Origin of the sequence: Streptomyces sp. Je 1-332 (assembly GCF_040730185.1) — a bacterium.
GTDB lineage: Bacteria > Actinomycetota > Actinomycetes > Streptomycetales > Streptomycetaceae > Streptomyces.
Map to the genome: position 1 here is coordinate 6,931,164 of NZ_CP160402.1, position 21,989 is coordinate 6,953,152.

Below are 21,989 nucleotides of genomic sequence, written 5' to 3' on the forward strand. Positions count from 1 at the left end.
GCATGAGGTGACTGAGACATCAGTCAGGATCTCAATGGTTGGGGCGATAGCTGGGGCGATTACGGAGGTGGGTACCTGGCGGATTGCGATCTGCTCAATTCGCGGGTAGCGTCACCGCCCATGCAGCAAGACCCCGAGGTCGCGGACAGGGTCCGCAAGGTCATCGCCGACGCCGGCGCGACGCAGCGCGAATTCGCCCGCCGCATCGTGATGGACCCCTCCAAGCTCTCCCGCTCCCTCGGCGGCACCCGCCGCTTCACCGCGGCCGAACTGGCCCGCATCGCCGACACCGGCGGCGTGGACGCGGGCTGGCTCCTGGGTACCCAGGTCCAGGCCCAGGCGCCGACCGCCACCCCGCAGGCACGACGCGAACGCACCGCGGCGGCCCCCGAGGGCGGCCGCCCCCTCCAGATCGTCCGCGAGACCGTGCGGCTCGTCGCCGAGCGCGGATTCCACGCCGTACGCGTCGCGGACATCGCCGAAGCCTGCGCCACGAGCACCGCCGCCATCCACTACCACTTCCCCGGGCGCGACGACCTCCTGGAGGCCGCCGTCCGCTGGTGCATGGACGAGGACACCGCCCGCCGGGCGGCCCGCATCGCCGAAGCGGCCGATGCCGCCGACGAGCTGCGTCAGCTGATCGAGCTGCAGACTCCCCGCACCCCGCAGCAGCGCTGGCAGTGGAGCGTCTGGCTCGACCTGTGGGCGGAGGCCGCCCGCTCCACCGCCGTGGGGCGGCTGCACGCCGAGTACTACCGGCAGTGGCGCGCCACCGTCGCCGACGTCATCCGGCGCGGCGTCGACCAGGGTGTGTTCCGCCTCGTCGATCCGCAGTCCGCCGCGCTCCGGCTCACCGCGCTGATCGACGGCCTCGCGACCCAGGTGCTCGCCTCCACCCCGGGCGCCGACGGCACGACCCCCGACGACATGCACGAGGCGCTGCTCGTGTACGTCGACGCGACGCTCGCCGCGCCGAGACCCGCGTAAATACCGACAGAGCCTCGCCAGCACCCCGCAGTACCTCCAACACCCCACCCCCGAGGGAGAGTTCGCCATGCCCGTGAACCAAGACGTCATCATCACCGCCGCTCTCACCGGCGCGGGCGACACCGTGCGCAAGAGTCCCCACGTGCCCGTCACCCCCGAGCAGATAGCCACCTCCGCCGTGGAGGCCGCAGAGGCCGGGGCCGCCGTCGTACACATCCACGTACGCGACCCCGAGACCGGCGACCCCTCGCGTGACCCCCGCCTGTACCGCGAGGTCGTCGAGCGCATCAAGGAGACCGGCACCGACGTCGTCATCAACCTCACCGCGGGCATGGGCGGCGACCTGGTCATCGACCCGGTCCAGCCGCTGAAGGACCTCGGCGAGCTGCCCGGCACCGACCTCGTCGGCGGCCTGGACCGTCTCCCGCACGTCGAGGACCTGCTCCCCGACATCTGCACCCTCGACTGCGGCTCCCTCAACTTCGGCGACAACCTCTACATCTCCACCCCCGACATGCTCCGCCAGGGCGCCAAGCGCATCCAGGAGCTGGGCGTACGGCCCGAGTTGGAGATCTTCGACACCGGACAGCTGTGGTTCGCCAAGCAGCTGCTCGCCGAAGGGCTGCTCGACAACCCCACCGTCTTCCAGCTCTGCATGGGCATCCCGTGGGGCGCCCCGGCCGACCCCGGCGTCCTGCAGGCCATGGTCAACATGCTGCCCGAGGGCGCCCAGTGGGCCAGCTTCGCGCTCGGCCGCATGCAGATGCCGTGGGTCGCCCAGTCCATCCTGCTCGGCGGGCAGGTGCGCGTGGGCCTGGAGGACAACCTCTACCTCGGCAAGGGCAACAAGGTCAGCAACGCCCAACTCGTCGAGCGGGCCGTGCAGATCACCGAGAACCTCGGCTCGCGCGTCGCCACGCCGGACGAGGCCCGCCAGAAGCTCGGCCTCAAGCCCCGCGCCTGACGCCCCTCCACGACGAGTAGGACCAAGGACCCGCATGAACGACACCGTCACGACACCCCCAGCCCCCTGCGCCCCCGAGGACGTACGCCGTATCGCCTGCGTCGGCGCCGGAGTGATCGGCGGTGGCTGGGTCGCCCACTACCTCGCCCGCGGCTACGACGTCACCGCCTGGGACCCCGCCCCCGACGCCGAGCGGAAGCTGCGCCGCCTGGTGGACGCGGCCTGGCCCGCGCTGACCCAGCTCGGGCTTGCCGAGGGGGCTTCGCCGGACCGGCTCACCGTCACGCCCACCCTCGAAGAGGCAGTGGCCGACGCCCAGTTCGTGCAGGAGAGCGCCCCCGAGAAGCTGGAGCTCAAGCGCGACCTGCTGGCCAAGCTGGACGCCGCCGCGCCCGCCGGAGTCGTCATCGCCTCCTCCACCTCCGGCTACCCGATGACCGACATGCAGACCGAGGCCGCGGACCCCGGCCGCCTGGTCGTCGGACACCCCTTCAACCCGCCCTACCTCATCCCGCTCGTCGAGGTCGTCGGCGGCGACAGGACGGCGCCCCACGCGGTCACCTGGACGTCCCGCTTCTACGAGGTGGCGGGCAAGTCCGTGATCACCATGGCGAGCGAGGTACCCGGCTTCATAGCCAACCGCCTCCAGGAAGCCCTGTGGCGCGAGGCCCTGCACATGGTCGCCAACGGCGAGGCCACGGTGAAGGAGATCGACGACTCGATCACCGAAGGCCCCGGCCTGCGCTGGGCGTTCATGGGCCCCATGCTCACCTTCGCGCTCGCGGGCGGCGAGGGCGGCATGGCCCACATGCTCGACCACTTCGGCCCGTCCCTGAAGTCGCCGTGGACGCGCCTCGAAGCACCCGAGCTGGACAAGGAGTTGTACGACGCCGTGGTCGCCGGATGCGACGACGCGGCGGACGGCCGGACCATCGCCGACCTGGTCGCCGAGCGTGACCAGGGAGTCATCGACGTACTGCGGGCGACGGGACGCCTGCCGCAGCAGCGTGCAGCACAGGAGGACACCAAGTGACCGAGTCCCTGCCCCACGAGCCGCTCCCGCTCCTGCACCGGACCGTGCGGCCCGAGTGGATCGACTACAACGGCCATATGAGCGAGGCGTTCTACGTCCTCGTCTTCGGCTACGCCACCGACGCCATGATGATCGAGACGGGCCTGCACGCGGGCTACCGCGAGTCGACCGGCTGCTCCCTCTACACGGTCGAGGCGCACATCCGCTATCTCGACGACGTGGCGGAGGGCGCCCACCTGGCCGTCCGCACCCGCATCCTGGGCGCGGACGCCAAGAAGGCCCGCTTCACCCACGAGCTGTACGTGGTCGAGGAGCCCGAAGCGCCCGTACCCCCGGACGCGACCCCGGTGTCGACCACCGAGCTCCTCGCCCTCCACGTCGACCAGAACGCGGGCCGGACGACCTCCTTCCCGGACCCGATCCGCGACCACCTGACGTCCCTCGCGGAACCGGCCCCCGAGTGGGCGGGCCGCTCCATCACCGAGGTCCCGCGTCAGCCCTGACGGCGCGGTCGCTCAGCTGTCACAGCCGACACCGTCACCGTCACGGTCGAGGTGAGGCCCGTAGCCGGGCTCCCCGCGATGCACGGGCGCGGCGCCCGCGGCACGGGCCTCGCTGCAGTTCCCGAAGGCGACGCCGCCGCCCCCTCCGGTGCCGGAGTCGCTGCCACCGGAACCGGGCGCGGCGGCCTCCGGCTGGGCGGTGACGGTCGCCTTCACCGTCTTCGTGGCCTCGACGGTCTTGGTGACCGTGGGCGCGGGCTTCGGCTTCGCCGTCTCGGTCGCCGTCGCCGTCGCTGTCGCCGTGACGGTCGGCGTCGGGCCTGATTCCTTCGCGGCGGCCTTCGTCGCGGTGCTGCCGTCGTCGCCGAGACCGGCCGCCAGGCCGATGAAGAAGGTGAGGGCGAGGGCGGGAAGCGCGAAGCGCTTGCGAGCCCACTTGGGCGCGGGCCTCGGCGCTGACGGCGGCGCGGGATACGGGTTGGCCATGATTGCCCCCTTGCTGCGATGAAGAGGCATGACGCTAGTCCCGCGGCACCAGTTGTGAAGGCCGTTTGTGGAACCAGTGATGGAGCTGTGACCCGACCCGCCCCGGCTAGCGCTCCAGTTCCTTGTGCGCGGTTTCCGGGAGCCTCAGATACACCGCCGATGACGCCAGGCAGAGCGCGGCCACGTACCAGGGGAACAGGCCCGGGTTGCCCAGCTCCTTGAACAGGGTGCCCATGTACGGGGCCGTGCCGCCGAACAGTGCGACGGTGAGGGAGTACGGGAAACCGATCCCCGCGGCCCGGACGTGGGCGGGGAAGATCTCCGCGTTCACGGCCGCCGAGATCGACGTGAAGCCGGTGAGCAGCACCATGCCCGCGCACTGCACCATCAGGAGCGAGGCGAACGAGCCGTTCAGGGAACGCAGCAGCGGCACGCTCAGGACGGCGAAGCCGATACCGAAGAAGAGCAGGAGCGGCCGGCGGCCGAAGTGGTCGGAGAGCAGACCGCCGACCGGCTGCAGCAGCGCGAAGAACGCGAGCGAGAGAGTGCCGGACAGCAGCGCCTGGCTCTTGCTGATGTCGGTGTTCAGCTCGGCGTACGTCGGAAGGTACGAGGTCCACGTGTAGTACGCGATCGTGCCGCCCGCGGTGATGCCGCAGATCAGCAGGGACTGCCGCGGATACGTGCGCAGGGCGTCGAACAGGCCGGGGCGTTCGGCTGCGTCCCGCGGTGCCTGATGGGTCTCGTACGCGCCCTGCCTGATCCAGAAGCCGACCAGGCTGAGCACCGCGCCGATGACGAACGGCAGCCGCCAGCCCCAGCCGTCCATCTGCCCGTCCGAGAGCATGCCCACGAGCAGCGCCGCGATGCCGGAAGCGGCGAGCTGGCCCGCGCTCGTCGACACGTACTGGAAGCTGGAGAACAGGCCCCGCCGACCGGGCCCCGCGGACTCGACGAGGAAGGTCGTCGACGCCGCGAACTCACCGCCCACGGACAGGCCTTGGAGCAGCCGGGCCAGGACGAGGACGACCGGCGCGAGCACCCCGGCCGACGCGTACGTCGGCGTCAGGCCGACCAGCAGACTGCTGCCGCCCATCAGCAGGATCGTGACGGTCAGGGCGGCCCGCCTGCCGCGTCGGTCGGCGACCGCCCCCATGAGCAGACCGCCGACCGGCCGCATGAAGAAACCGACAGCGAAGACGGCGAACGTGGAGAGCAGCGGGACGAGGGAGTTGCCGGAGCCCTTGGGAAAGACCTGATCGGCGATGTACGTGGCGAGGAACGTGTACGCGTACCAGTCGTACCACTCCACGGCGTTGCCCACCGACGCGGCGAGCAGCTGCCGTATGGGACGGCGGGACGGGGCGGGGAGGGCGGCGGACACGGGGCCGTGCCGGTGTTGCTGTGTCATGATCGCGACCATCCCCCGCCCGGCCCCTCCGCACACGTCCCGCGCGTACGGGGTGTGCTCGAAGCGGCATCGCCCGGCTCGGCGGCCCTGCTCAGCCCGTCGTCGGCTTGTACGAGTAGACCGACGTCGTCACCAGGCACGGCACCGGCGGTACGACCTCGGCGCGCAGCGTACGGCGCTCGGAGTCGTAGTCGACACCCTCCGTCTCGAACGTGCCGCTGCAGATGCTGCGTTGCGGGACGGCGAACAGGCTCGTGACCTTGCCCGTGACGGGTTTCCCGTCGAGCGTGTGCTCCAGGTCCACCTGGAGGACGGGCCGGTCCTCGGGCCACAGCTCCTTCGACGCGTCGTTGGACGCGCACACCAGGCGGGTCCCGGAGACGAAGTCGCAGCCCTGGATGTCACGGACCGGCTTGTCGAGCGAGATCTGACCGGCCTGGGGGAGCGCCCCACCGGTGGGCGGGGTCGAGGAGTTGAGGAGCGGGGCGGGGAAGACCTGGAGGCGGTGCTGCTCGCCCCACTCGCCCGACACCAGCCACTGGTTGTCGGGAGACACGGCCGCGAAGGAGTTGTTGAGCTTCTCGCCCGGGTCGAGCTGGTGCTCGTAGAGGTAGCGCTTGCCGCCGGGCGTCGTGACGGCGAACATCTTCGACTTGGCGTCGTCGCCGCCCTGATAGGCGTCGACGGTGTGGCCGTCGGCTATGTCCGGGTCGCCGACGTGGCTCCAGCCCTTGACCCGCAGGTCGAGCGGGATCGAGGCGAGGCCCCGGTAGAGCAGGCTGCCGTCGGCGCGGCTCGCCAGGCCCTGGCTGCCGGTGAGGGAGTTGACGGACGAGACGCCGGTCTCCTGCCAGCCGCCGGGGGATCTGGGGGCGGTGTCGGCGGATGCGCCGCCACCGGTCGCCAGCGTCAGCGCGAAGGCGCCGAGCAGGGCCGCGGATGCCTTCGCGGACGTCTTGAGGGGTGTCATCGGTGCGCTACCTCCGTGGGGGGTCGATCGCTGCCGGGCAATCGTACGTAACGTGACCTCTGTCGACGGGTGAGTTCTGACAGGTCGACAGATGTGCGTGCGCCGGTTCCGACAGAAGGTGGTTGAGACGTGAAGCTGGTCATTCTCGGTGGCGGCGGATTCCGCGTTCCGCTCGTGTACGGCGCGCTCCTCGGCGACCGCGCCGAAGGCCGGGTCACGGAAGTCGTGCTGCACGACCTGGACGCGGGGCGGCTCCGCGCGGTCGCCCGTGTGCTGGCCGAGCAGGCGATCGGGGTGCCGGACGCCCCCGCCGTCACGGCGACCACCGACCTGGACGAGGCGCTGCGGGGCGCGGACTTCGTGTTCTCCGCGATCCGGGTGGGCGGCCTGGAGGGGCGGGCCGCCGACGAGCGGGTAGCCCTCGCGCAGGGCGTCCTCGGGCAGGAGACGGTCGGCGCGGGCGGAATCGCGTACGGACTGCGGACCGTGCCCGTGGCCGTCGACATCGCGCGGCGCGTGCGGCAGCTGGCCCCGGACGCGTGGGTCATCAACTTCACCAACCCCGCGGGCCTGGTCACCGAGGCGATGTCCCGGCACATCGGAGACCGCGTCATCGGCATCTGCGACTCACCGGTCGGCCTGGGCCGCCGCGTGGCGCGCATCCTGGGCGGCAACCCCGACGAGGCGTTCATCGACTACGTCGGCCTCAACCACCTGGGCTGGCTACGGGGCCTGCGGATCGCGGGCCGCGACGAGCTGCCGCGACTGCTCGGCGACGCGGAGCTGCTGGGATCGTTCGAGGAGGGCCGGCTGTTCGGCGCCGAATGGCTCCAGTCACTCGGATCCATCCCGAACGAGTACTTGCACTACTACTACTTCAACCGCGAGGCGGTACACGCCTATCAGCAGGCGGAGCAGACACGGGGTGCGTTCCTGCGAGACCAACAGTCCCGCTTCTACGAGGAGTTGAGGCACCCGGAAGGCCCGGCGGGCACCGTTCCCTCCGCACTGAAGGCGTGGGACGCGACACGTGCGGAACGCGAGGCCACGTACATGGCCGAGAACAGGGAGGCCGCGGGTGTCGGGGAACGTGCGGCGGAGGACCTCGAATCCGGCGGGTACGAGAAGGTCGCCCTCGCCCTGATGCGGGCCATCGCACGGGACGAGCGGACCACGCTGATCCTCAACGTCCGCAACCGCACCACCCTTTCGGCACTGGACGCCGACGCGGTGATCGAGGTCCCGTGCTCCGTGGACGCCAACGGCGCGCACCCCATGGCGGTGGACCCGCTGCCGGGTCACGCGACGGGGCTCGTGTGCGCGGTGAAGGCGGTCGAACGAGAGATCCTCTCCGCGGCGGAGAGCGGCTCGCGCGTCACGGCGGTCAAGGCGTTCGCGCTGCACCCGCTGGTGGATTCCGTGGCGGTGGCACGGAGGTTGATGGAGGGGTACGGGGAGGTGCATCCGGGGCTGGGGTACCTGGCCTGAGGGAGCCCCCGGGCTGAGATGATCACCGGATGAGCCCCGTCATCTCCATCGGATCCGCCGCCGCACGCCCCTGCACACTGGTCGTGTGCCGAGGCTGCTGCTGCGGCGACGCACGGAAGCATCCCGGTACCGACCACGCCTGGCAGCTGGCTCGGATACGGGCCGCCGCCGCGGAGTCGGCGGGGCGGTTCGCGGTGCGTACGAGTGAGTGCCTCGGGCCGTGCGGGCAGGCGAACATCATCGTCGTACAGCCCTCGCGCGAGGGGCGGCGGCGAGGTGGCAGAGCCGTCTGGATCGGCTTCGCCCTGGACGACGACTCGATCGACGAGATACTCGCGTGGGCCGATGCGGGCGGCCCGGGGATCGCCGCGCCGTCGCCGGCGCTCACCCTGCAGGTGGTGGACCCCCGCAAGACCTGAGGGGCCCGCCGGTCAGACCGTCGCCGCCGAGCCTTCGAGAACCTTGTCGAGGAAGCCGTGCAGGTTCGCCAGGGTGCGGGCGTTCTGCTCCTCCAGGGTGAGGCTCTCCTCGAAGCGGCGGGCCAGCGCCGTGGTCTTCTTCCCCCGTACGTAGAGGGAGCAGGCGAGGTCCGCGCAGATGTAGATGCCGACCGAGTTGCCCTGCCGGCCCGCGGGGCCGGCGAGGGGTGCCACGAGCAGCGTGATGCCCGAACCGGACTGCGGGGTCACGCAGACCGAGCAGATGCTGGACTTCAGCAGGCTCTTGCGGGCACCTGCCGATGCGCGCAGCGCGACGCCCACGTACGCGCCGTCCCGCTCCGTCACGATGTACCCGCGGTCCGGGGCCTTGGGGTCCCGCCAGCCGAGGAAGTCCAGGTCGGCCCAGGGGGTGTCCGGGAAACCCGCGGGGAGGGCGAGTCTGCGGGCCTCGCCCTTGGAGCAGTTGACGAAGGCCGCGCGAATCTCTTTCTCGCCGATAGGTTCCATGATCGGCAACCTACCAACGCCTCCGCGGCCAGGTCCTCCCCTTTTTCCACCCCCAGCCACGGGCCCAGCACCGAAGCCCCCTTCCCACCCACCGACCCGATCACCCCGCATCCACCAGTACAAGAACAAACCTTTCCCACCCACCCGCCCGATCACCCCGCGTCCGACCCTTGCCGAACAGGCCTTTCCCGCCCACCCGCCCGATTGCCCCGCAGCGACCAGCGAATCGCCGCAGCCGGCAGCGCACGCGAGGGGACGTGCCGGTATGTCTGCCCGGAGCACAGCTCGCGGCGCTCCGGGGCCGAAGTAGCAAGCCGGCCACCGGACGATAGCGAGGACGGACATACCGGCGCGGCCCCGCACCCACAGACGGACCAGCTCCGCAGCCGCACGCACCCGCAGCCGGCAGCGCTCGGGAGGGGACGTGTCGGTATGTCTGCCCGGAGCACGGTTCGCGGCGCTCCCTCGCCGAAGTAACAAGCCGCCCACCGGACGATAGCGAGGACGGACATACCGGCGCGGCCCCGCACCCACAGGCGACCTGAACCGCCGCCCGCACCCACGCACCGCTCGCAAAAACTGAACACCCCGCAAAGTTTGCCAGCACGAGCCTTGACCTTCTCTGTTCAACCAATCAAGACTCAGGCCCCGTAACACCGCACTGGCGCGGACGACCCGTTCAGATCTTGGCGTCGCCGACCGGTCCGGCACGCCCAGAGCTGCGTTCAGAGCCCCGTTCGGAGGCCATCTCGCCATGCCTGCCACCACACGTCGCCAACTTATGAAGCAACTGGGCGGCACCGCAGCCGCCTTCGCCTTCGTCGCCGCCGCAGGTGGCTCCGAAGCAGCCGCCGCGTCAGGCGAAACCGCCGCGCCAGGCGAAACCGCAGCCGCAGGCGATACCGCCGCCCAAGGCGCCACCGCCACCCCGGACGCGGCCGCCGCCACGCGCCGCGTCCGGGGGCTAGTCGCCCGCCTCACCCTCGACGAGAAGATCAGCCTCGTCCACGGCGCCACCGACCCGCGAAGACTGGGCCAGGCCGGATACCTGCCGGGCATCAAGCGCCTCGGCATACCGGAGCTGCGCCTGAGCGACGGCCCCGCCGGCGTCAACGTCACGAAGTCCGCGACCGGCCTCCCGCCGGTCGCCACGCTCGGCTGCTCCTTCAACCTCGAACTCGCCCGCGAGTACGGCGAGGTGATGGGCCGCGAGGGCCGCACCCTCGACATGGACGTCCTGCTCGCCCCGCAGATCGAGCTCTCCCGCACGCCCTACTTCAGCCGTAACAAGGACCAGTCCGGCGAAGACCCCTACCTCAACGGACTGATCGGCGCCGCCCAGGTGGAGGGCGTCCAGGCGCAGGGCATGCTCGCCCAGGCCAAGCACTTCCTCGCCAACAACCAGCGCCTGCACGAGTTCGACCGCGAGAAGCCGGAGAACTCGTACGACTTCGTCGTCGACGACCGCACCCTGCACGAGCTGTACCTGCCCGCCTTCGAGGCCGTCGTCCGCGCCGGAGTCGCCTCCGTCATGTCGGCGTACAACCACCTCAACGGCGAGTGGAACTCCGAGCAGCGCACCACCCTCACCGACATCCTCCGCGGCGAACTCGGCTTCAAGGGCTTCGTCACTTCCGACTGGGGCGCCACCCACTCCACGGCCGCGCTCGAAGCGGGCCAGGACATGCAGATGTGGGACGGCTCGTTCTACGGGGAGCCCCTCAAGAAGGCCATCAAGGAAGGCTCCATCCCTGAGGCCGCCCTGGACACCGCCGTCTCCCGCATCCTCGGCCAGTACGACACCTTCGGCATGCTCGACGGCAGCCGCGTCCCCGCCCGCAGACACATCGACGTCAGGGCCGGTGCCCGCGTCGCCCGCGAAGTCGCCATGCAGGGCGCGGTGTTGCTCGCCAACGACGGCGGACTCCCGCTGTCCCACTCCGCGTTGCGCGACCTCGCCCTCATCGGCCCGACCGCGGGCCAGGTCGCCACATCGGTCTCGGGCGAGCGCGCGTACGGCTTCGAGGACCGTCTGGTCAGCCCCCTCGACGCACTGCGCCGCAGCACCAAGCGGAAGATCGCCTACGAGGTCGGCGTCGACCTCACGGGCACGGCAGTACCCGCGTCCGCGTTCCCCAAGGGCCTGACGCGCAAGAGCGGCGGCGCGAACAGGACCGACAACAAGGTGGACTTCGTCGGCGACAAGGCCCTCCCCGTCGGCACGACGGCCGAGTGGACCGGCACCTTCGTGCCGCCCACCACGGGCGAGTACGCGCTCAAGATCCAGGGCTGGGGCGCGGCCGTCTCGCTGACCCTCGACGGCAAGGAGCTGACGACCGCGGCGGGCGCCCGCGACAGCTTCGCGCGCAAGTGGTCCTCGATCGTCCCGACGACGGACGGCCTCGACAACGGCCAGGCGGATCCCGTCCAACTCACCGGCGGCAAGTCCTACCCGGTCGTCGTCAAGGCAACGGGCTGGGCGGCGACCATCGCCGAACGCGGCCCCGTCCAGGTGCGGTTCGCCTGGGTGACACCGCAGCAGCGCACCGCCTCGATCGCCGCGGCGGCGAGGCTGGCCCGGCGCGTCCACACCCCGGTCGTCTTCGCCTTCAACGGCTCGGGCGGATCGGTGGGCGGCAGCGGCGACTTCACCACGCTCACGCTCCCCGCACATCAGGACGAGCTGATCACGGCCGTCGCCAGGGCCAACCCGCGTACGGTCGTCGTCCTCACCACCGGCTGCCCGGCGACGATGCCCTGGCGCCGCGAGGTCGGCACGATCCTGCACACCGGCTACGTCGGTCAGGAGGGCGGCTGGTCCACCGCCGACCTCCTCACCGGCCGCGCCAACCCGGGCGGCAAGGCCACCATGACCTGGCCGAAGAAGGACACGGACCACCCCACCCTGGACCCGGCCCACCCCGAGCGCTACTACGGCGTCGACGGAGTGGTCACGTACAGCGAGGGAATCTTCACCGGCTACCGAGGCTTCGACAAGGCGGACATCGAGCCCCTTTTCCCCTTCGGACACGGCCTGTCCTACACGGAGTTCGGCTACCGCGCACTGTCCGTGCGCAGGGCGGGCGAGGGCTACGAGGTGTCGTTCACGGTGACCAACCGGGGACGGCGCAAGGGCGCGGAAGTACCCCAGGTCTACGTGGGCGCGCCGCGCGGCGCCGCTGTCGAGATGGCGGTGAAGACACTGGCCGCCTTCGACCGTGTCGAGCTGCGCGCGGGGGAGTCGCGCCGCGTCAGGGTGCGGGTCGCCGAGCGGCAGCTGTCGTACTGGGACACGGACCGCGGCCGATGGGTACGCCCCGAGGGGCGGCGCGCGGTGTACGTAGGGTCGTCGTCGCGCGACATCCGGCTGACGGGGGTGGCGCGCTAAGGGTGACGCGCTGGGGGCGACGCGCCAAGGGTGCCGCGCTAGGCGGACGAGGGTCCGCCGACCGGTTCACCGCACCCGAGCCCCTTGCCGTCCACGGTGAGGGCTCGGGTGAGCCGGTCCAGGTGGGCTCGGTACAACCCGACGAAGTCCAGGCGCCCTTCGGCGATGGCCCACTGGACCTGGAGCCCGTCGGACACGGCGAGGATCTCCCGGGCAACGCCCTCCGGGTCGGTCCCGGGTCTCAACTGCCCCGCGTCGACCGAGCGTTGCAGCACGGTGGCGAGGGAGCGCGCGACGCGTTCGTACCGCTCGGTGAAGTAGACGTGTGCCGGGTGCGAGGGATCGCCGGCCTCCGCGGACAGCTTGGTGTGGAGCTGGATGAGCCCCGGCTGGGTGAGGTTGTACGCGGCCAGCGCGAGCACCTCGTGGAACAGCGCGCGCACGTCGTCACCGCCGGAATCAGGCCCGAGCCGTCCGAAGGTACGGATGGTGCGCTCCTCGCGGGCTTCGAGCACGGCCATCAGGAGCCGCTGCTTCGACCCGAAGTGATGGGTGATGACGGTGGCCGACGTGCCCGCCTCCTCGGCGATCTTCGCGAGGGAGGAGTTCAGGTAGCCCGCCTTGGCGAAGAGCGCGAGAGCGGCGTCGATGATGGCCACCCTGCGGGAGTCGGCGGCGGCGTACTGCCCGGTGGGGCGGTGTCGGGGGGTGTGCTGCTCCATGGGGGCAGATTACGTTCCCCCCACCCCCCGACCTTCACCTCACGCCCCAGCCCGCACCTCAGACCCCAGCCCGCGCCTCACACCTCAACCCGCACCTCACACCCCAACCTCACCTCACACGCCAACCCTCACCTCAGCCCTCGATACAACGCCCCCACCAGATGCACGCTCCGCAGGTCCTCCCCCGAGGTCCCGCCGCCCATCCGGTTCATCACGTACGCGTACGAAACACGGTTCTCGGGATCAGCGAACGCGTACGACCCGCCCGCGCCCCCGTGCCCGAAGGCCCGCGGATTGGGTCCGGCCTGCCCGTACAGGTTCAGCATGTAGCCGAGGCCCCACTCCCACTTCTCACCCCACGCCGTGCCCGCCGCGAGCACCAGGTCCGGCTCGTCGCGCTCGCCCTGCCGCGTCCGGAGCCGCTCCAGGGCCGCGGGGCTCACCAACTCCCCACCTCCCAGCGCCGCGTACACCGTCGCGAGACCCCGGGCTGACGCATGGCCGTTTGCGGCGGGGATCTCGGCGGACCGGTAGGCCGCGCGGTTCACGTTGCCGACGGGCAGGTACCGCAGGGCGAGCGTGACGACGGCCATCGGGTGGTCGTCGATCGACGTGACCGGCGGCGCGGGCGGCGGAGCGGAGCCGAGCGCGCTGCGCGGACCGTCCGAGGCGAGCGGCTTCGCCATGTCCGCGCACCGGCCGTGCTCGCTCTCCGGAGTGCCCACGTACACATCAGCGCCCAGCGGCCCCGTGACCTCGCTGCGCAGGAACGTGCCGAGCGAGACCCCCGTGATCCGCCGCACGACCTCACCGACCAGATAGCCGTACGTCAGCGCGTGGTAACCCTGCGCCGAACCCGGCTTCCACCACGGCGGCGTCGCGGCAAGGGCCCCGCACACCTTCTCCCAGTCGAGGAGATCCTCCGCCGCCATGGGCTCGCGCGGCGCGATCACCCCGGAGCGGTGACTCAGCAGCCAGCGCACCGGGATGTCCGCCTTGCCCTCCTGGGCGAACTCCGGCCAGTAGCGGGCGACCGGCGCGTCCAGGTCGAGCTCGCCCCGGTCGGCGAGGAGATGCGCGCACAGCGCCGTCATGCCCTTGGTCGTGGAGTACACGTTCACCAGCGTGTCGCGCTCCCACGCGCGCGTGCCCGCCTTGTCCGCGTCGCCTCCCCACAGGTCGACGACGAACTCGCCGTCCACGGTGGCCGCGACGGCCGCCCCGAGTTCGCCGCGTTCGGCGAAGTTGCGCTCGAACTCCTCGCGTACGCTCTCGAACCCCGGGGCGCAGGTGCCGTGGATACGTGCGGTCATGACTCTCCTCGATCGCTCGAAGCGCCGGCCCGGCATGAGACAGCAGGAGACAACATGAGACACGAGGAGACAAAAAGAAAGGCAAGGAGGTGTTCCCACTCCTTGCCACTCTTAATTTATAGCGTAGTGGGGGGCTTGCGGCAAGGCCCCGGTGATGCCGCACAATCGCAGGCCTACCCCCAGGACCTGCGAAAACGGGAGATTCATTAAGTGCCTGCGTTGCTGTCTGCGTTCGACCTTCCCGCCCACCTCGCCCCCAAGGCCGACCCGGCGCTGATCGCCAGGGACGAGCAGCACTTCGCGTCCGTCGCACAGACCCTCGAGCAGACCGTCGCCGAGGTGTCCGAGCGCCTCGACGCACAGCGCAGGGCGCCCGGCGGCATCGGCCGTGAGGCCATGGACCGGGACCTGGAGATCCACCGTCTGTCCGGTCGTCTGCGCACCCTGAGCCGCTTCGGCCTCGACCTGTGCCTCGGGCACATCGTGACCGCGGACGACCCCGAGCCCGTGTACATCGGCAGGCTCGGCCTCACCGACAGCGAGGGCCGTCGGCTGCTCCTCGACTGGCGCGCGCCCGCGGCCGAGCCGTTCTTCGCGGCCACCCACGCCGACCCGATGGGTCTGGCGAGCCGCCGCAGATACCGCTGGACAGACGGCCGGATCAGCGACTACTGGGACGAGGTGTTCACCGCCGACGGGCTCGAAGGGCACGCGGCGCTCGACGACCAGTCCGCCTTCATCGCCAGCCTGGGCGGCAACCGCTCGTCCCGGATGCGCGACGTGCTCGCCACCATCCAGTCCGACCAGGACGCCATCATCCGGGCGAGCTCCCGCGGCGCGCTCGTCGTCGACGGCGGTCCTGGCACGGGCAAGACAGTCGTCGCCCTGCACCGCTCCGCCTACCTCCTCTACTCCGACCCCCGTCTCGGGCACAGCCGGGGCGGCGTCCTGTTCGTCGGCCCGCACCGGCCCTACCTGAACTACGTCGCCGACGTCCTGCCCAGCCTCGGCGAGGAGGGTGTGCAGACCTGCGTCCTGGAGGACCTCGTCACCGAGGGAGCCAAGGCGGAGCCCGAGGCCGACCCGGAGGTCGCCCGCCTGAAGTCGTCCGCGGACATGGTGAAGGCGATCGAGAAGGCCGTCAGGTTCTACGAGGAGCCGCCCACCAAGAGCATGACGGTCTCGACCGACTGGGCCGACGTCCGGCTGACCGCCGACGACTGGGCCGAGGCGTTCGACGCGGCGGGCCGCGGCACCCCGCACAACGAGGCGCGCGAGCAGATCTGGGAGGAGCTCGTCGCGATCCTCATCGACAAGCTCGACGGCGACGTCCCCGGCGAGCTCTTCGAGAGGTCGCTGCGGCACGACGAGGAGCTGGTCACCACCCTGCACCAGGCGTGGCCGCTGCTCGAAGCGGCGGACCTCGTCGGGGACCTCTGGTCGAACTCCGCCTACCTGCGGATGTGCGCGCCCTGGCTCGACCGGGACGAGGTGCGCACCCTGATGCGCAAGGAGGCACCCCAGGCCTGGACGCTCTCCGATCTGCCGCTCCTGGACGCGGCGCGACAGCGGCTCGGCGACCCGGAGGCGGCCCGGCAGAAGCGCCGGCACGAGGCGATCCTCGCCGCCCAGCGTGAACAGATGGCACAGGTCGTCGACAACCTCATCGACGCCGCGTCGGCGTCCGGCGCCGACGGTGACGACGGTGAGGGTCTGGTGACGATGTTGCGTGGTCAGGACGCCCAGGTCAGCCTGGTCGACGAGTCCGAGCTGCCGCCCGCCGACCCGGACCGCCTGGCGGGACCGTTCGCGCACGTCGTCGTGGACGAGGCCCAGGAGCTGACCGACGCGCAGTGGCAGATGCTGCTGCTGCGCTGCCCGTCCCGGAGCTTCACCATCGTCGGCGATCGCGCACAGGCCCGGCACGGGTTCACGGAGTCGTGGCAGGAACGCCTCGAGCGGATCGGCCTCGACCGTACCGAAGTGGCGTCCCTGAGCGTCAACTACCGGACACCGGAGGAGGTCATGACGGAGGCCGAGCCGGTCATCCGGGCCGCGCTCCCGGACGCCAACGTGCCGACCTCCATCCGCAGCAGCGGCATCCCCGTCGTGCACGGGTCGGTGACGGAACTCGACGCGGTCCTCGACGGCTGGCTCGCCGCCAACGCCGACGGGATCGCCTGTGTCATCGGCGATCCCGCCTTCGAGGCGACGTCCCGTGTCCGGTCGCTGACCCCTGAGCTCTCGAAGGGACTCGAGTTCGACCTGGTCGTCCTCGTCGACCCGGAGAACTTCGGCGAGGGCATCGAGGGAGCGGTCGACCGCTATGTGGCGATGACCCGGGCGACCCAGCAGCTCGTCGTCCTCACGAGCTGACGGGCCGCCCCGGGGCGTCGGCGTCAGAGCCAGCTGCCGTAGCGCCGGATGTACCGGCCCTTCACCACCTGCGTGAGCGTGCAGTACGCGAGCAGCGTCCCGATCAGCCACGGGAAGTAGCTCATCGGCAGCGGCTGCATCGACAGGGCCGAAGCCAGCGGCGAGAACGGCAGCCAGAGGCCGAAGGCCATCACCGCGCCCGTCATGAGCAGCACCGGCAGTGACGCGCGGGACTGGACGAACGGGATCCTGCGCGTGCGGATCATGTGCACGATCAGCGTCTGCGACAGCAGACCCTCCACGAACCAGCCCGTCTGGAAGAGGGTCTGCTGCGCGGGCGAGTTCGCCTGGAAGACGTACCACATCACCAGGAACGTGGTGATGTCGAAGACCGAGCTGATCGGACCGACCCGGATCATGAACCGGCCGATGCCCTTCGCGTCCCAGGTGCGGGGCTTGCGCAGGTACTCCTTGTCCATCCGGTCCCAGGGGATCGACAGCTGGCTGATGTCGTAGCAGAGGTTCTGCACCAGGAGGTGGATGGCGAGCATCGGCTGGAAGGGGAGGAACGCCGACGCGACCAGGACGGAGAAGACGTTCCCGAAGTTCGACGACGCCGTCATCTTGATGTACTTGATGGTGTTGCCGAAGGTCTGACGGCCCATCAACACGCCCTGTTCCAGGACCATCAGGTCCTTCTCCAGGAGGATGATGTCCGCGGACTCCTTGGCGATGTCGACGGCCGTGTCGACCGAGACACCCACATCCGCCTCGCGCAGCGCCGCCGCGTCGTTGATGCCGTCGCCGAGGAATCCGACCGTGTGTCCGTCGGCCTTCAGGGCCCGTACGATCCGCGCTTTCTGGACCGGGTTGACCCTCGCGAACACCGTGGTCGTACGGGCGAGACGGCGCAGCTCCGCGTCGTCGACCAGGTCGACCGTGGCGCCCGTGATGAGCTCGCTGACGTCGAGGCCGACGTCCGCGCAGACCCGTGCCGCGACCAGTTCGTTGTCGCCGGTGACGACCTTGACGGCGACGCCGTTCCCGGCGAGCGCGCGCAGGGCGTCGGCGGCATCCTGCTTCGGCGGGTCGAGGAACGCGAGGAACCCGACGAGGGTCAGGTCCGACTCGTCAGCCGTCGTGTAGGTGTCGCGGTCGGCGGGCACGGCGCGCGTCGCGACCGCGAGGACACGCAGCCCCTCACGGTTGTGGCGCTCGCTGACCTGCGTGACGTGGGCGCGCAGAGCAGCGGTGAGCTCGACGCGCTCCCCGCCGTCCATGACGTGCCGGCACCGTTCGACGACCTCTTCCACCGCGCCTTTGGTGACGATGACGTGCTCGTCGGCGGGGCCCGACAGCTCCTCGCGGCGCAGCACGACGGACATCCGCCGCCGGGCGAAGTCGAAGGGGATCTCGTCGACCATGGTGAAGAGCCGGTCGACGACAACCTCCTCGGCCTCGTCGATGCGGTCGACGACCGCCTGGTCCATGAGATTGCGCAGACCCGTCTGGAAGTGCGCGTTGAGGTAGGCGTACTCGAGCACCTCGCGGTCCTCGTGACCGCGGGCGTCGAGATAGCGGTCGAGGACGATGCGGTCCTCGGTGAGCGTGCCCGTCTTGTCGGTGCACAGCACGTCCATCGCGCCCAGGTTCTGGATCGCGTTGAGCTGCTTGACGACGACCTTGTGCCTCGACATGGCGACCGCGCCACGTGCCAGGTTCGCCGAGACCACCATCGGCAGCATCTCGGGGGTCAGCCCGACCGCCACGGAGACCGAGAACAGCAGCGCCTGGTCCCAGTCGCCCTTGGTGAAGCCGTTGACCGCGAAGACGACCGGGACCATCACCAGCATGAAGCGGATGAGCAGGAAGCTGACCCGCCGTACGCCGAGGTCGAAGGCGGTCTGCGGGCGGTCGCCCGCCAGGGCTCCCGCCATCGAGCCGAAGTAGGTGTCGGCGCCCGTGGCGACGGCCACGCCGGTCGCCGTGCCCGAGGTCACCGACGTACCCATCAGGCAGAGGTTGTCGGCCTCGACGGGGTCGACGGTGGTGCGCTGCCCGAGATCCGGGGCGCGCGTGTCCGCCTTGGCCGCCGGGAGCGACTCGCCCGACAGGGCGGCCTGGCTGACCATCAGGTCCTTGGCGGTGAGCAGCCGAAGGTCGGCAGGGACCATGTCGCCCGCGGCGAGCTTCACGAGGTCGCCGGGTACGACCTGCTCCATCGGGATCTCTTCGGTGCCGGGGCGCTCGCTCCACCGGCGCTGGACCGCGCAGGAGGTGGTGACCAGGGCCTTCAGTGCCTGGGCGGAGCGGGTCGAGCGGAACTCCTGCCAGAACCGCAGCAGGCCGCTGACCAGCACCATCGAGGTGAGGATCCAGACGCCGGGGTCGGCCGGGTCCTGCCAGTACATGACCGCGGCGAGCACGACCAGTACGCCGATGAAGGGGTTACGGAAGGACTTGGCGAGCTGCGCCGTCCAGTGCGGCGCACGCTCCTGGGCGACCACGTTCTCGCCGTGCCGCTCCAGGCGCTCAAGGACCTGGTCCTGGCGCAGGCCACGGGTGCCGGTGCCGAGGCCGCGCAGGACATCTCGGGCGGGGCTCGCGCTCAACTCGGCGAGGCGGACGCCGACTTCACGGGTCCGGGCGTCGAGCTCAGCGGCCTTGCGCTCGCGGGGGGTGGTGCGGGTGGGGTTCTCGCCCGGGGGTGCCGGGCGTACCTGGGGAATCAGCTTGTTCATGGCAGACCTCCCTCCGTGCGGGGGCATGGCGAAGCACGCCCGTGCACAGGGACATAGGTGTGATGGGTGACATGGGTGACCGCCCGCGGGTATGGCGAACTACCGCGCAGGCGTTACTGCGCGTGCATGGCCGCGTGGCGGAGAAGGGGCTGGGCGATATGACACCTCAGCCGGGGGAGCGGGGCTCGGCCGCGCTTCAGAGAGACGTGGCGCCGACGCAAGGACTTCCTTCGGGACTCATCCCGAACACCTCCTTGCGATCGCGGAACACGGAAGAACGCACCATCCAGCGGTACATGGGCCAAGTCAGGCACGCCATTTCACCTATGTCAAATATGGGACTTAGGTCCCCAAAAGGTCAGGCCTTGTGTCCTGCCCACCAAGGGTTGGACTTCTCTTCACATACAGGTCACGGGCTCTTCCCTGATCCTTGCTCCCCTTGAAACACTTCACCCGCTCACGTCCCCCCACACCCCACACCACGAGGTCGAATCAACTCATGCCAGAACTCAATCGGCGCCGGTTCATGCAACTCGCCGGAGGCACCGCGGCCTACGCGACGCTCTCGCAGAGCATCGCCCGCGCAGCCGCTCTGCCCGCCCAGCGCCGCTCCGGTTCCATCGAGGACGTCGAGCACGTCATCGTCCTGATGCAGGAGAACCGTTCCTTCGACCACTACTTCGGCACGATGAAGGGCGTACGCGGCTTCGGCGACCCGCGCCCCGTGACCCTGCCCAGCGGTAAACCCGTGTGGAACCAGTCGGGCGGCGGCAAAGAGGTGCTGCCCTTCCACCCCGACGCCGAGGACCTCGGCATGCAGTTCATCGCGGGCCTCGACCACGACTGGGCGGGTGGCCACAGCGCCTTCAGCAACGGCAAGTACGACAACTGGATCGCCGCCAAGTCCGAGCGGACGATGGCGTACCTGACGCGCGACGACATTCCGTTCCACTACGCACTCGCCGACGCGTTCACCGTCTGCGACGACTACCACTGTTCGTTCATCGGGGCCACCGACCCCAACCGCTACTACATGCTGACGGGCCACGTCGGGAACGACGGCAAGGGCGGCGGCCCCATCCTCGGCAACCAGGAGGCGGGCTACGACTGGACGACGTACGCCGAGCGCCTGGAGCAGGCCGGGGTCTCCTGGAAGGTCTACCAGGACATCGGCGACGGCCTCGACGCGGCGGGCCACTGGGGCTGGATAGACGACGCCTACCGTGGCAACTACGGCGACAACTCGCTGCTCTACTTCAACAAATACCGCAACGCCAAGCCCGGCGACCCCCTCTACGACAAGGCGCGCACCGGCACGAACGTGAAGGCGGGCGACGGCTACTTCGATCGCCTGAAGGCCGACGTCAAGGCCGACAAGCTGCCGCAGGTCTCCTACATCGCCGCGCCCGAGGCGTTCTGCGAGCACCCCAACTGGCCGGTGAACTTCGGCGCCTGGTACATCGCGCAGGTCCTGGACGCGCTCACCTCCAACCCCGCCGTGTGGGCGAAGACGGCGCTGTTCATCACCTACGACGAGAACGACGGTTACTTCGACCACGTCGTCCCGCCGTACGTCCCCAGGGACGCCGATCAGGGCAAGTCCACCGTCGACACCGCGCTCGACTACTTCCCGGGCAACGCGCAGTACGCCGCCGGACACTACGGCCTCGGCCAGCGCGTCCCGATGCTCGTCGTCTCCCCGTGGAGCACCGGCGGCTTCGTGAACTCCGAGGTCTTCGACCACACGTCGATCATCCGGTTCATGGAGAAGCGCTTCGGAGTCCGTGAGCCGAACATCTCGCCGTGGCGGCGCGCCATCTGCGGCGACCTCACCTCCGCCTTCGACTTCGCGGGCAAGGACACCGACCCGGCGCAGCTGCCGGACACGGACGCCTACGAGCCGCCGGACAAGGAGCGCCACCCCGACTACGTGCCCAAGGCCCCCGCGCAGGGGAACCTGCCCAAGCAGGAGTCGGGCTCCCGGCCCGCGCGCCCGCTGCCGTACGCGCCGCTGGTGGACGGAGCGGCGGTCCCCGCCGACGGCAAGTTCACGCTCACCTTCAGCGGCGGCGACGCGGCCGGCGTCTGCTTCCACGTCCGCTCCAACAACCGTACGGACGGGCCCTGGACGTACACCACGGAAGCCGGCAAGACGATCGCCGACACCTGGAACACGGCGTACTCGAAGGGGGCGTACGACCTGTCGGTGTTCGGGCCGAACGGTTTCCTGCGCGTCTTCAAGGGGCCCGGCAAGTCCGCGGGTCCGGAGGTGTCGGCCCGCCACGACAAGGCCACCGGCAACCTCAAGCTGACCCTGAAGAACGCGGGAAGCGCCGACGTGAACCTCAGCGTCTCCAACGCCTACGGCGGCGCGGCGCAGACGTTCAAGGTGAAGGCGGCCAGCACCGTCGAGCACACCGTCGACCTGCGGGCGAGCAAGCGCTGGTACGACGTCACGGTGAAGTCCGACGCGGACACCACCTACCTGCGCCGCTTCGCCGGCCACGTGGAGAACGGCCAGGCGGGCGTCAGCGACCCGGCGATCGTCTCCGCCTGAGGCCCTGCCTGAAGAACCCTGCTTGAGAGCCCTGCTTGAAGAGCCCTGGTTGAAGACCTGAAGGGGCCGCCGCCGGATCACAGCTCCGGCGGCGGCCCCTTCG

General features: G+C 70.4%; 16 protein-coding genes. 9 read left to right on the plus strand and 7 right to left on the minus strand.

Going from position 1 to position 21,989, the window contains the following annotated elements; genetic code table 11:
• Nucleotides 1-120 precede the first annotated feature (120 nt).
• The 4 genes from ABXJ52_RS31205 to ABXJ52_RS31220 all read left to right on the plus strand — a co-directional run bounded on the left by ABXJ52_RS31205 (nucleotide 121) and on the right by ABXJ52_RS31220 (nucleotide 3,487).
• The gene (locus ABXJ52_RS31205) at nucleotides 121-987 is read left to right on the plus strand and encodes a TetR/AcrR family transcriptional regulator (RefSeq protein ID WP_367046561.1); all 867 of its coding nucleotides are present in this window, start codon (nucleotides 121-123) and stop codon (nucleotides 985-987) included.
• Between the two features lie 67 nt (nucleotides 988-1,054).
• Nucleotides 1,055-1,951, plus strand: coding sequence for a 3-keto-5-aminohexanoate cleavage protein (locus ABXJ52_RS31210; protein WP_361830033.1), 897 nt, complete (start codon nucleotides 1,055-1,057; stop codon nucleotides 1,949-1,951).
• A 34-nt stretch (nucleotides 1,952-1,985) separates the two neighbouring features.
• Complete coding sequence (locus ABXJ52_RS31215; RefSeq protein WP_367046564.1) at nucleotides 1,986-2,984, plus strand: 3-hydroxyacyl-CoA dehydrogenase NAD-binding domain-containing protein; 999 nt, start codon at nucleotides 1,986-1,988, stop codon at nucleotides 2,982-2,984.
• Nucleotides 2,981-3,487 (plus strand): thioesterase family protein, encoded by a 507-nt coding sequence (locus tag ABXJ52_RS31220; protein ID WP_367046565.1) that lies wholly within the window; start codon nucleotides 2,981-2,983, stop codon nucleotides 3,485-3,487. The genes ABXJ52_RS31215 and ABXJ52_RS31220 overlap by 4 nt, the downstream gene beginning before the upstream one ends.
• A 12-nt stretch (nucleotides 3,488-3,499) precedes the next feature.
• On the opposite strand, the gene ABXJ52_RS31225 is transcribed toward ABXJ52_RS31220, so the two are convergent.
• The 3 genes from ABXJ52_RS31225 to ABXJ52_RS31235 form a co-directional block, all read right to left on the minus strand.
• Nucleotides 3,500-3,973, minus strand: a complete 474-nt coding sequence (locus ABXJ52_RS31225; RefSeq protein ID WP_367046567.1) for an excalibur calcium-binding domain-containing protein — start codon at nucleotides 3,971-3,973, stop codon at nucleotides 3,500-3,502.
• 106 nt (nucleotides 3,974-4,079) lie between these two features.
• A complete protein-coding gene (locus tag ABXJ52_RS31230; protein ID WP_367046568.1) occupies nucleotides 4,080-5,384 on the minus strand; it encodes an MFS transporter in 1,305 nt (434 codons plus the stop codon).
• Between the two features lie 91 nt (nucleotides 5,385-5,475).
• Nucleotides 5,476-6,354: a hypothetical protein gene (locus ABXJ52_RS31235; RefSeq protein WP_367046570.1), complete on the minus strand. Its 879-nt coding sequence runs from the start codon at nucleotides 6,352-6,354 to the stop codon at nucleotides 5,476-5,478.
• A 129-nt stretch (nucleotides 6,355-6,483) separates the two neighbouring features.
• On the opposite strand from ABXJ52_RS31235, the gene ABXJ52_RS31240 reads away from it, so the two are divergent.
• Together ABXJ52_RS31240 and ABXJ52_RS31245 are read left to right on the plus strand one after the other, a co-directional pair.
• Nucleotides 6,484-7,842: a 6-phospho-beta-glucosidase gene (locus tag ABXJ52_RS31240; RefSeq protein ID WP_367046571.1), complete on the plus strand. Its 1,359-nt coding sequence runs from the start codon at nucleotides 6,484-6,486 to the stop codon at nucleotides 7,840-7,842.
• A gap of 29 nt (nucleotides 7,843-7,871) precedes the next feature.
• Nucleotides 7,872-8,261 carry a (2Fe-2S) ferredoxin domain-containing protein gene (locus tag ABXJ52_RS31245; protein ID WP_367046572.1) on the plus strand — a complete coding sequence of 130 codons (390 nt, stop codon included), beginning with the start codon at nucleotides 7,872-7,874 and terminating at the stop codon, nucleotides 8,259-8,261.
• Between the two features lie 12 nt (nucleotides 8,262-8,273).
• Here the strand turns inward: ABXJ52_RS31245 and ABXJ52_RS31250 are convergent, their stop codons facing one another.
• Entirely contained in the window at nucleotides 8,274-8,789 is a 516-nt protein-coding gene (locus ABXJ52_RS31250; protein ID WP_367046574.1) for an FBP domain-containing protein, read from the minus strand.
• Nucleotides 8,790-9,543: 754 nt separating this feature from the next.
• On the opposite strand from ABXJ52_RS31250, the gene ABXJ52_RS31255 reads away from it, so the two are divergent.
• Complete coding sequence (locus tag ABXJ52_RS31255; protein WP_367046575.1) at nucleotides 9,544-12,177, plus strand: glycoside hydrolase family 3 N-terminal domain-containing protein; 2,634 nt, start codon at nucleotides 9,544-9,546, stop codon at nucleotides 12,175-12,177.
• Nucleotides 12,178-12,215: 38 nt separating this feature from the next.
• On the opposite strand, the gene ABXJ52_RS31260 is transcribed toward ABXJ52_RS31255, so the two are convergent.
• Both ABXJ52_RS31260 and ABXJ52_RS31265 read right to left on the minus strand, forming a co-directional pair.
• The gene (locus tag ABXJ52_RS31260) at nucleotides 12,216-12,899 is read right to left on the minus strand and encodes a TetR/AcrR family transcriptional regulator (protein WP_367046577.1); all 684 of its coding nucleotides are present in this window, start codon (nucleotides 12,897-12,899) and stop codon (nucleotides 12,216-12,218) included.
• 128 nt (nucleotides 12,900-13,027) lie between these two features.
• Complete coding sequence (locus ABXJ52_RS31265; RefSeq protein ID WP_367046578.1) at nucleotides 13,028-14,212, minus strand: serine hydrolase domain-containing protein; 1,185 nt, start codon at nucleotides 14,210-14,212, stop codon at nucleotides 13,028-13,030.
• A gap of 210 nt (nucleotides 14,213-14,422) precedes the next feature.
• Between ABXJ52_RS31265 and helR the strand changes: the two genes are divergently transcribed.
• Entirely contained in the window at nucleotides 14,423-16,588 is a 2,166-nt protein-coding gene (gene helR, locus ABXJ52_RS31270) for an RNA polymerase recycling motor ATPase HelR (RefSeq protein ID WP_367046580.1), read from the plus strand.
• Nucleotides 16,589-16,611: 23 nt separating this feature from the next.
• Here helR and mgtA read toward each other — a convergent pair whose 3' ends face one another.
• Nucleotides 16,612-19,329: a magnesium-translocating P-type ATPase gene (mgtA, locus tag ABXJ52_RS31275; RefSeq protein WP_367046582.1), complete on the minus strand. Its 2,718-nt coding sequence runs from the start codon at nucleotides 19,327-19,329 to the stop codon at nucleotides 16,612-16,614.
• Between the two features lie 499 nt (nucleotides 19,330-19,828).
• Here mgtA and ABXJ52_RS31280 point away from each other — a divergent pair, with 499 nt between their 5' ends.
• Entirely contained in the window at nucleotides 19,829-21,886 is a 2,058-nt protein-coding gene (locus tag ABXJ52_RS31280) for a phosphocholine-specific phospholipase C (RefSeq protein WP_367046584.1), read from the plus strand.
• Nucleotides 21,887-21,989 lie beyond the last annotated feature (103 nt).

Bases quoted from the DNA above. Each gene is read 5' to 3' on its own strand.
- ABXJ52_RS31230 (WP_367046568.1), bottom strand. From the start codon at position 5,384: ATGACACAGCAACACCGGCACGGCCCCGTGTCCGCCGCCCTCCCCGCC.
- ABXJ52_RS31280 (WP_367046584.1), top strand. From the start codon at position 19,829: ATGCCAGAACTCAATCGGCGCCGGTTCATGCAACTCGCCGGAGGCACC.
- ABXJ52_RS31250 (WP_367046574.1), bottom strand. From the start codon at position 8,789: ATGGAACCTATCGGCGAGAAAGAGATTCGCGCGGCCTTCGTCAACTGC.
- ABXJ52_RS31210 (WP_361830033.1), top strand. From the start codon at position 1,055: ATGCCCGTGAACCAAGACGTCATCATCACCGCCGCTCTCACCGGCGCG.
- ABXJ52_RS31245 (WP_367046572.1), top strand. From the start codon at position 7,872: ATGAGCCCCGTCATCTCCATCGGATCCGCCGCCGCACGCCCCTGCACA.
- ABXJ52_RS31215 (WP_367046564.1), top strand. From the start codon at position 1,986: ATGAACGACACCGTCACGACACCCCCAGCCCCCTGCGCCCCCGAGGAC.
- ABXJ52_RS31260 (WP_367046577.1), bottom strand. From the start codon at position 12,899: ATGGAGCAGCACACCCCCCGACACCGCCCCACCGGGCAGTACGCCGCC.
- mgtA (WP_367046582.1), bottom strand. From the start codon at position 19,329: ATGAACAAGCTGATTCCCCAGGTACGCCCGGCACCCCCGGGCGAGAAC.
- ABXJ52_RS31205 (WP_367046561.1), top strand. From the start codon at position 121: ATGCAGCAAGACCCCGAGGTCGCGGACAGGGTCCGCAAGGTCATCGCC.
- ABXJ52_RS31265 (WP_367046578.1), bottom strand. From the start codon at position 14,212: ATGACCGCACGTATCCACGGCACCTGCGCCCCGGGGTTCGAGAGCGTA.
- ABXJ52_RS31255 (WP_367046575.1), top strand. From the start codon at position 9,544: ATGCCTGCCACCACACGTCGCCAACTTATGAAGCAACTGGGCGGCACC.
- ABXJ52_RS31225 (WP_367046567.1), bottom strand. From the start codon at position 3,973: ATGGCCAACCCGTATCCCGCGCCGCCGTCAGCGCCGAGGCCCGCGCCC.
- ABXJ52_RS31235 (WP_367046570.1), bottom strand. From the start codon at position 6,354: ATGACACCCCTCAAGACGTCCGCGAAGGCATCCGCGGCCCTGCTCGGC.